Below are 8465 nucleotides of genomic sequence, written 5' to 3' on the forward strand. Positions count from 1 at the left end.
TCACCCACGCCAAGGCCTTCGCAGAGAACAAGCGCTGACGATGGACACAGACGTCCTGGTGGTCGGAGCGGGCCCCGCCGGGCTGATGCTCGCCGCAGAGCTGCGGCTCGGCGGGGCCGAGGTGGTCGTCGTCGACCAGCGCCCCGGACCGACCACCGAATCGCGGGCCTCCACCCTGCACGCCCGCACCATGGAGATCCTCGACTCCCGAGGACTGCTCGAAGACCTCGGTACGCCGCCCCGTGAGACCCGCGGCCACTTCGGCGGCGTACCGCTGGACCTGACCCTGCCCAGCGTCCACCCCGGACAGTGGAAGGTCGCCCAGACGCGGACCGAGGAGCTCTTGCAGGACCGGGCCGCCGCGCTCGGCGCCGACCTGCGGCGCTGTCACCAGCTGCTGTCGCTGACGGTCGGCGAGGACGGGGTGGAGGCCGAAGTCGTCAGCCCGCACGGCCCCGTCCGGTTGCGTGCCCGCTATCTGGTCGGCTGCGACGGAGAGGACAGCACCGTACGACGGCTGATCGGGGCCGAGTTCCCCGGCCAGGACGCCGCCCGCGAACTGCTGCGCGCCGACGTGTCCGGCGTCTGCGTCGCCGACCGGCGCTTCCAACGGCTGGAGCACGGGCTGGCCATCGCCGCCACCCGGGACGGTGTGACCCGCGTGATGGTCCACGAATTCGGCCGGCCCGCCGGCGTCCGCGCCGGGGCCGAGCCGGACTTCGCCGAGGTCACCGACATCTGGAAGAGGGTCACCGGCGAGGACATCAGCCACGGCACCCCGCTGTGGGTCAACGCCTTCGGCGACGCGAACCGCCAGCTCGCGCAGTACCGCCACGGCCGGGTGCTGTTCGCCGGGGACGCCGCCCACCGCCAGATGCCCAGCGGCGGCCAGGCCCTTAACCTGGGCGTCCAGGACGCCTTCAACCTCGGCTGGAAGCTTGCCGCGGTCGTACGGGCCAGCGCGGACGAGGACCTCCTCGACACGTACCACGAAGAACGCCACGCGGTGGGCCGCCAGGTCCTGGCCAACATCCGGGCGCAGGCCCAGCTACTGCTCGGCGGACCGGAGGTCGAACCGGCCCGCACCGTGCTCGCCGAACTCATCGCCCTGGACGGCGTACGGGAGCACCTGGCCGGGATGATCAGCGGCCTCGGCATCCGCTACGACGTCGGCGGCGACGGGCATCCGCTGCTCGGCCGGCGGCTGCCGGACGCACAGCTGGAGCCCGCGCCCGGCGAGCGGGCGGGAGCCGGCCGCCCGGTGCACACCACCGAGCTGCTGCGCACCGGCTGCGGGCTGCTGCTGGCCCCCGGCATCGACGGAGCCGAGGCGCTGCGCGCGGCCGCGGCACCGTGGGCCGACCGGGTTGCCTTCGTCGACCACCGCCCCGCGGCCGGGTCCCCACTGGCCGAGGGCCAGGCCCTGCTGGTGCGCCCCGACGGCTACGTCGCTTGGGCGGGCGCCCGCCCAAGCGGCCTGTCCGAGGCGCTGCGCCGATGGTTCGGCGTACCGGCGGGCGTACCCGCGGGCCCACTCGCCGACGCACCCGCCAGCCGTCCCTGAGCATCACCAGCGTCTTACAAATGATCAGTTCAGACCCACACCTGAGAGGTAGGACACCCATGGACGCGGAGATGGACGCGGAGGTCGTCATCGTCGGCGCCGGCCCCACCGGGCTGATGCTGGCTGGGGAGCTGCGGCTGGGCGGGGTGAGCGTCATCGTCGCCGAGCGTCTGGAGCGGCCCACCGGCCAGTCGCGCGGCCTCGGCTTCACCGCCCGCGCCCTGGAGTCGTTCGACCAGCGTGGGCTCGTCCCGCGCTTCGGCGGCCTGCAGACCAGTCCGGTGGGCCACTTCGGCGGGGTCCAGTTCGACTACACCGTCCTGGAGGACGCCCACTTCGGGGCCCGTGGCATTCCCCAGTCCCAGACGGAGGCGGTGCTCGAGGAGTGGGCCCGGGAACTGGGCGCCGACATCCGCCGCGGCTGGGAGTTCCTCGCCCTGGAGCAGGACGAGGACGAGGACGCCGTCACCGTCACCCTGAGCACTCCGGACGGCGAGCGCCGGCTGCGCGCCCGGTACCTGGTGGGCGCCGACGGCGGCCACAGCCCGGTACGCAAGGCCGCGGGCTTCGACTTCCCCGGCACCTCCGCCACGCGCGGCATGTACCTCGCCGACGTGGTGGGCTGCGAGGTCAAGCCGCGCTTCCTGGGCGAACGGCTGCCCGGTGGCATGGTGATGGCCGCGCCGCTCGCCGAGGGCGTGGACCGCATCATCGTGTGCGAACACGGCACCCCGCCGGCCGACCGCAGCGAGACCCCGGAGTTCGCCGAAGTGGCGGCGGCCTGGGAGCGTCTGACGGGTGAGGACATCTCCGGCGGCGGGGCTGACTGGGTCAGCTCCTTCACCGATGCCACTCGCCAGGTCACCGAGTACCGGCGCGGCCGCGTCCTGCTCGTCGGCGACGCCGCGCACATCCACCTGCCAGCCGGCGGCCAGGGTCTGAGCACCGGCGTCCAGGACGCGGTCAACCTTGGCTGGAAGCTGGCCGCCACCGTCCGGAAATGGGCGCCCGAAGGCCTGCTGGACACCTATCACGAAGAGCGCCACCCGGTCGGCGAGCGGCTGCTGATGAACACCCGCGCCCAGGGCACGGTCTTCCTCGGCGGCCCCGAGTCCCAGCCGCTGCGCGAGCTGTTCGGGGAGCTCATCGCACTCGACCCAGTCAAGCGGCACCTGGCCGGAGTGGTCAGCCACCTCGACGTCCGCTACGACCTGGGGCCCGACGGACACCCGCTACTCGGCCGCAGGCTGCCCCCGAGGGCGCTGGACACCGCCACCGGGGAGGTCCGCACCCCCGAGCTGCTGCGCCCGGCGCAGGGCATCCTGCTCGACCTGTCCGACGACCCCGCGCTGCGCGAGGCCGCTGGTCCCTGGAAGGACCGCGTCACCACGGTCACCGGCTCCCCGCAAAACCCGGAGGCCTTCGGCGGCGCCGCCTCGGTGCTGGTGCGCCCCGACGGATACGTCGCCTGGGCGGGCACGGACCCGGCCCGGCTCACCGGCGCCCTGCACCGCTGGTTCGGTTCCCCGGAGGCCGAATGAGCACCACCGCGGTCGGTCGCGCCCCCGCGTCCGTGCCCCCGATGTCCCCGGGGGTCCGGCCCGTCGCCCTGGAGGCAGGGGGCATCACCCTCTCTGCGCTGATCGCCCAGCCGGCCGGGCCGCCGCGGGCCACCGTCGTCGCGGTGCACGGGGGAGGGATGAGCGCCGGCTACTTCGACGGGCAGGCCCACCCCGACGTCTCCCTGCTCACTCTGGGCGCCCGGCTCGGCTACACCATGGTCGCCGTCGACCGGCCCGGGTACGGGCTGTCGGCCGCGCAGTCGCCGCGCGGGCAGACCCTGGCCGAGCAGTCCGCCTCGCTGCACGCGGCGGTGACGCATCTGGCCGGGCGCTGGGCGACCGGCGCCGGGGTGTTCCTGCTGGCGCACTCCTTCGGCGGCAAACTTGCCCTGACCTACGCCGCCTACCAGGCCGACGAGCTGGACCCGGGCCTGCCGCCGCTGCTGGGGCTCGACATCTCGGGGCTCGGCCGCGACTACGCGGTTGAACAGGGTATCCAGCTGGACCCGCACCAGCACGGCCACTGGAAGCGGAACTGGGGCGCCCTGCGCTTCTATCCGCCGAACACCTTCCGTGAAGCCGCGGCCATGGTCGCGCCCATGCCCCCGCGCGAGCAGGCGGAGGCCGGGCACTGGGCGCGGCGGTTCACCGAAGCGGCCCCGAAGGTACGGGTCCCGGTGCGGCTGACGTTCGCCGAATGCGAGCTGTGGTGGCACCACGACGAGGACACCGTCGCCGACCTCGCCGCGCAGTTCGACGCGGCGCCGTCCGTCGGCGTCGACCGCCAGCCCGGTGCCGGCCACAACATCAGCCTGGGCTGGGCCGCCCGCACCTACCACCTGCGCGCGTTCGCCTACTTCGAAGACTGCCTCGCGCGGCGCGCCGCCGACGCGGGTGCGTCCGTTACCACCTGAGCCCATGGAGAAAACGCGCCGTACGCCCTTCCGGTCCCTGGCCGTCCGCAACTTCCGGCTCTTCGCGGTTGGCCAGGTCGTGTCGGTCGCGGGCACATGGATGATGATCACAGCCCAGGACTGGCTGGTGCTCTCCATGACAGGGGACTCCGGCACGGCCCTGGGCACCGTGACCGCACTGCAGTTCACGCCGATGCTGCTCCTCACGCTGTACGGCGGTCGGCTCGCCGACCGGTACGACAAGAGACTGCTGCTCACCCTCGCCAACCTGGTCTCCGCCGCGTGCGCGCTCACCCTGGCGGTGTTCGTGCTGGCCGGCTCTGTCCAGCTGTGGCACCTGTACCTGTTCGCGCTGGTCCTGGGCACCGTCAACGCGGTCGAGGTGCCCACCCGGATGTCCTTCGTCAGCGAGATGGTGGGCCCCGAGCTGCTGCCCAACGCCTCCGCGCTGAGTGCCGCGTACTTCAACACGGCCCGTGTGGTGGGCCCCGCCGTCGCCGGGTTGCTCATCAGCGCGTTCGGCACGGGGCCCGTCATGCTGGTCAACGCGGCCAGCTACCTCGCCACGGTGGCGGGGTTGCGCATGATGCGGCCCGAGGAGCTCATGCGTACGGCGCGCTCCGCGCAGAGGGCACGGGTGATCGACGGACTGCGCTACGTACGCGGCCGGCCCGATCTGCTCGTGCCGCTCGCGCTGGTCGCCGTGATCGGCCTGTTCGGCTTCAACTTCCAGCTCACCCTGCCGCTGCTGGCCAAAACCGTGTTCCACTCCGACGCAACCGGCTTCGGGCTGCTGACCACCGCGTTCGCCGCCGGTTCGCTGCTCGCCGCCTTCGCTACCACCACGCGCAGCGGCCGCCCGACGGCTGCCGTGGTCACCGGCTCCGCCCTCGCGTTCGGCCTGCTGGAGACGGCGGCCGGCTGGTCCCCGAACTACGCCTGGGCGGCCGTACTGCTGTGCCTGACCGGCTTCGCCACCATCTACTTCGCGCAAGCCGCCAACCACCGTGTCCAGCTCGGCAGCGATCCCGCGTACCGCGGCCGGGTGATGGCGCTGTACACGCTCATCCTGCAAGGTCTCACCCCGCTCGGCGCCCTCCTCATCGGCTGGCTCACCGTCCGCCACGGTGCGCGCTCCGGCCTCTACGCGGGAGGGCTCGTCTCGTTGGCGGCGGCGCTCGCCGTGCTGCTCGTCGGGCGGGTCCGCCGACGGCGCCGGGCCGCGTCCGCCGCGGCGGAGCGGACCGGCGTCTCCTCCCGGGCCGCCAACCGGTCCTGACATCCCGTCGGGGGAAGGCCCCACCATACGAAAGGCTTCCCATGACCGAACACGCCCCGCATCGCAGACTCGAGCAGCTCCCGGACCCGCACGCCCTGCGCGCGATGAGCATCGACGTGCGCACCCGCACCATCGGCCACTGCCTTCACCTGGAGCCGGAATCCCTGCTCGCGGTCCCGCCAGGGCACCGGCTCTCGCCCCGCCTCCCGCTGCGCGGCCGGGGCCTGGACCCGCTCAACGCCCTGCCCCCGGAGCGCCGCATCCGGCGGGTCCTGCACACGGATGTCACCACCGAGGTGCTGCGGAAGAGCACCGTGACCGAGCTGGCCGCGCTGCTCACCCGCTGCGGCCCGCCGCACGAGACGCGCAACCGCACACTTCCACCGACACCGGAAACGGAGATCCGTACATGACGCCCGCAACACCCGCCGAACACACCGGCCGGCTCAATGAGCTGGCCAAGCGCAAGGACCTCGCCCGTGACGGTCAGGATCCCAAGGCCACCGAACGCCAGCACGCCAAGGGCAAACTGACCGCCCACGAGCGCATCGCGCTGCTGCTGGACAAGGGCAGCTTCTGCGAGGTCGAGGCGCTGCGCCGACACCGGGCCACCGGGTTCGGCCTGGAGGTGAAGAAGCCGTACGGCGACGGTGTGGTCACCGGGTGGGGCACGGTCGATGGCCGGACGGTCTTCGTCTACGCACACGACTTCAGGGTCTTCGGCGGTGCGCTGGGTGAGGCCCACGCCGCCAAGATCCACAAGATCATGGACATGGCCATCGCGGCCGGCGCTCCGCTGGTCTCGCTGAACGACGGCGCGGGCGCCCGCATCCAGGAGGGCGTCTCGGCGCTGGCCGGCTACGGCGGCATCTTCCAGCGCAACACCAAGGCCTCCGGCGTCATCCCGCAGATCTCGGTGATGCTCGGACCCTGCGCGGGCGGCGCCGCGTACTCCCCGGCCCTGACGGACTTCATCTTCGCCGTACGCGACATCTCGCAGATGTTCATCACCGGCCCCGACGTGGTACGCGCCGTCACTGGTGAGGAGATCAGCCAGAACGGACTCGGCGGCGCCGACGTGCACGCCGGGACCTCGGGTGTCGCCCACTTCGTCTACGACGACGAGGAGACGTGCCTGGCAGAGGTGCGATACCTGATGTCGATGCTGCCGGCCAACAACCGGGAGCTGCCGCCCGCCACCCTCGCTGCCGACCCGACGGACCGGCCGAGTGACGCCCTGCTCGACCTGGTGCCCGCCGACGGCAATCGCTCGTACGACATCCGCGGCGTCATCGAGGAGCTCGTCGACGACGGCGACTACATGGAGGTGCACGCGGCCTGGGCGCCGAACATCGTCTGCGCCCTGGCCCGCATAGACGGCCACACCGTCGGCATCGTCGCCAACCAGCCAGCCACAATGGCGGGTGTCCTGGACATCAAGGCCAGCGAGAAGGGCGCGCGGTTCGTGCAGTTCTGCGACGCCTTCAACATCCCGCTGGTCACGCTCGTCGACGTCCCCGGCTTCCTGCCGGGCGTGGACCAGGAGCACGAGGGCATCATCCGGCGCGGCGCGAAGCTGCTGTACGCGTACTGCAACGCGACTGTGCCGCGGGTCTCCGTCGTGCTGCGCAAGGCGTACGGCGGCGCGTACATCGTGATGGACTCCCGGTCCATCGGCGCCGACATCGCGCTGGCCTGGCCGACGAACGAGATCGCGGTCATGGGCGCCGAGGGAGCCGCCAATGTGGTGTTCCGGCGGGAGATCGCGGCCGCGGAGGACCCCGACGCGATGCGCCAGGAGAAGATCGACCAGTACAAGCGGGAGCTCGTCCATCCCTACTACGCCGCCGAACGCGGCCTGGTCGACGATGTCATCGACCCGCGCGAGACCCGGTCGGTCCTGGCCCGGTCCCTGGCCATGCTCGCCTCCAAGCACGCCGACCTGCCGCGCCGCAAGCACGGCAACCCGCCTCAGTGACCGAGGGAGAAGCCATGACCACACCGCACGCCACCACTGACGCCGACGCCTGTGCCGCCTGGCCGCTGCTGCGCGTCGAGCGCGGCTGCCCTTCGCCCGAGGAGCTGGCCGCCCTGACCGCGGTCCTGCTGGCCCGTACCTCCTGCGCCGCACCGGACGACCTGGCCCGCAGCCAGCAGGGTGTCGCCCGGTGGCGCCGCCCGGACCGGGTCGTCGGCTTCGACGGACCGCGCACCTGGAGGGCGGCCGTCTGAGCACAGCGCGCCACCACCGAAGGGGCCGGGGAGTTCTCGCGAACCCCCCGGCCCCTTCGGTGGTGCCCGGACCTCATCCCACGCGCGGCTCCGGCCGGCCGCGGTCCCGCACCACCGTGCGCAGAACGGGCTCCAACGCCCCGATCCGCTCGACGGCGTCCGGGGCGTACAGGCACTCGGGCGGTACCGCCCGCATCGCGATCCGGCGGTCCCCGGAGCCGGACAGGGCCACCGCGGCGACATGGCTGTGGCACAGCGGCACGTTGCCCACCACCCAGCCCGCGGGACGCTCGGCGAGCCCGGCCTCGCCCAGGTAGTCGAGGTCGGCCCCCCGGGTCAGCCCGGTGCCCAGCCCCTTCAGATATGCCTCCTTGCGTGTCCACAGGCGGCCGAAGGCCACGGGCCGCTCAAGCTCCGGAAGCCCGCCGAGCTCCGCCTGCTCGGCGGGATGCAGCGCCGGCAGGCACGCCTCGGTGGTCTCGGCCGACGGCAACCGCTGCACGTCGGCACCCACCCGGACCTCGGCCACCACCACGACCGCCAGACCATGGCTGTGCGAGAGCGAGAACTCGGGGGCGATGCCGGGCACTCCGAGCACCTTCGGCCGGCCGTACCGCCGGCCTTCGCCGTCGTAGCGCTCGCCCGCGAGGACGATCCGGCTCGGTGCGATGCCGGTGTACACGGCGAGGATCCGGCGCAGGCCCACGTGCGCCGCGGCGTACATCCGGCGGTCGTCGGACCGGCGATAGGCGTCGGCCCGTCCCCTCTCGTACGCGTCGAGCTCGCTCATCGGGATGTCACGGGGCGTGTCGGGCGGTGGCAGCAGCCACACGTCCAGTTCCCCCTGCCCGACGACGAACGTGTTCACTGTCCGGGGCAACGGCCGTCCTCCGCATGGACCTTGGCGTGGGTGG

General features: G+C 72.7%; 8 protein-coding genes. 7 read left to right on the top strand and 1 reads right to left on the bottom strand.

Translation table 11 applies throughout. The annotated features are described in order from the left end of the window. The first annotated feature begins 40 nt into the window (after window positions 1-40). Genes ABZX79_RS37520 through ABZX79_RS37550 form a run of 7 tightly spaced genes read left to right on the top strand, consistent with a single transcriptional unit; the run spans window position 41 to window position 7551 of the window. On the top strand, window positions 41-1564 hold the full coding sequence (locus tag ABZX79_RS37520) for an FAD-dependent monooxygenase (RefSeq protein WP_355268479.1): 1524 nt from the start codon (window positions 41-43) through the stop codon (window positions 1562-1564). Window positions 1565-1623: 59 nt separating this feature from the next. After that, window positions 1624-3105 (top strand): FAD-dependent monooxygenase, encoded by a 1482-nt coding sequence (locus tag ABZX79_RS37525; protein WP_355268459.1) that lies wholly within the window; start codon window positions 1624-1626, stop codon window positions 3103-3105. Continuing rightward, window positions 3102-4040, top strand: coding sequence for an alpha/beta fold hydrolase (locus tag ABZX79_RS37530; protein WP_355268462.1), 939 nt, complete (start codon window positions 3102-3104; stop codon window positions 4038-4040). Before ABZX79_RS37525 ends, ABZX79_RS37530 begins: the two co-directional genes overlap by 4 nt. Before the next feature lie 4 nt (window positions 4041-4044). Next, window positions 4045-5319: an MFS transporter gene (locus tag ABZX79_RS37535; protein ID WP_355268465.1), complete on the top strand. Its 1275-nt coding sequence runs from the start codon at window positions 4045-4047 to the stop codon at window positions 5317-5319. A gap of 41 nt (window positions 5320-5360) precedes the next feature. Further along, window positions 5361-5732 (top strand): hypothetical protein, encoded by a 372-nt coding sequence (locus ABZX79_RS37540; protein ID WP_355268468.1) that lies wholly within the window; start codon window positions 5361-5363, stop codon window positions 5730-5732. After that, on the top strand, window positions 5729-7297 hold the full coding sequence (locus ABZX79_RS37545; protein WP_355268470.1) for an acyl-CoA carboxylase subunit beta: 1569 nt from the start codon (window positions 5729-5731) through the stop codon (window positions 7295-7297). Before ABZX79_RS37540 ends, ABZX79_RS37545 begins: the two co-directional genes overlap by 4 nt. Window positions 7298-7311: 14 nt before the next feature. Further along, window positions 7312-7551 (top strand): acyl-CoA carboxylase epsilon subunit, encoded by a 240-nt coding sequence (locus ABZX79_RS37550; protein WP_355268473.1) that lies wholly within the window; start codon window positions 7312-7314, stop codon window positions 7549-7551. A 73-nt stretch (window positions 7552-7624) separates the two neighbouring features. On the opposite strand, the gene ABZX79_RS37555 is transcribed toward ABZX79_RS37550, so the two are convergent. Continuing rightward, complete coding sequence (locus tag ABZX79_RS37555; protein WP_355268476.1) at window positions 7625-8431, bottom strand: 4'-phosphopantetheinyl transferase superfamily protein; 807 nt, start codon at window positions 8429-8431, stop codon at window positions 7625-7627. Window positions 8432-8465 lie beyond the last annotated feature (34 nt).

Origin of the sequence: Streptomyces sp. NPDC002994 (assembly GCF_040611155.1) — a bacterium.
Taxonomy (GTDB): domain Bacteria; phylum Actinomycetota; class Actinomycetes; order Streptomycetales; family Streptomycetaceae; genus Streptomyces.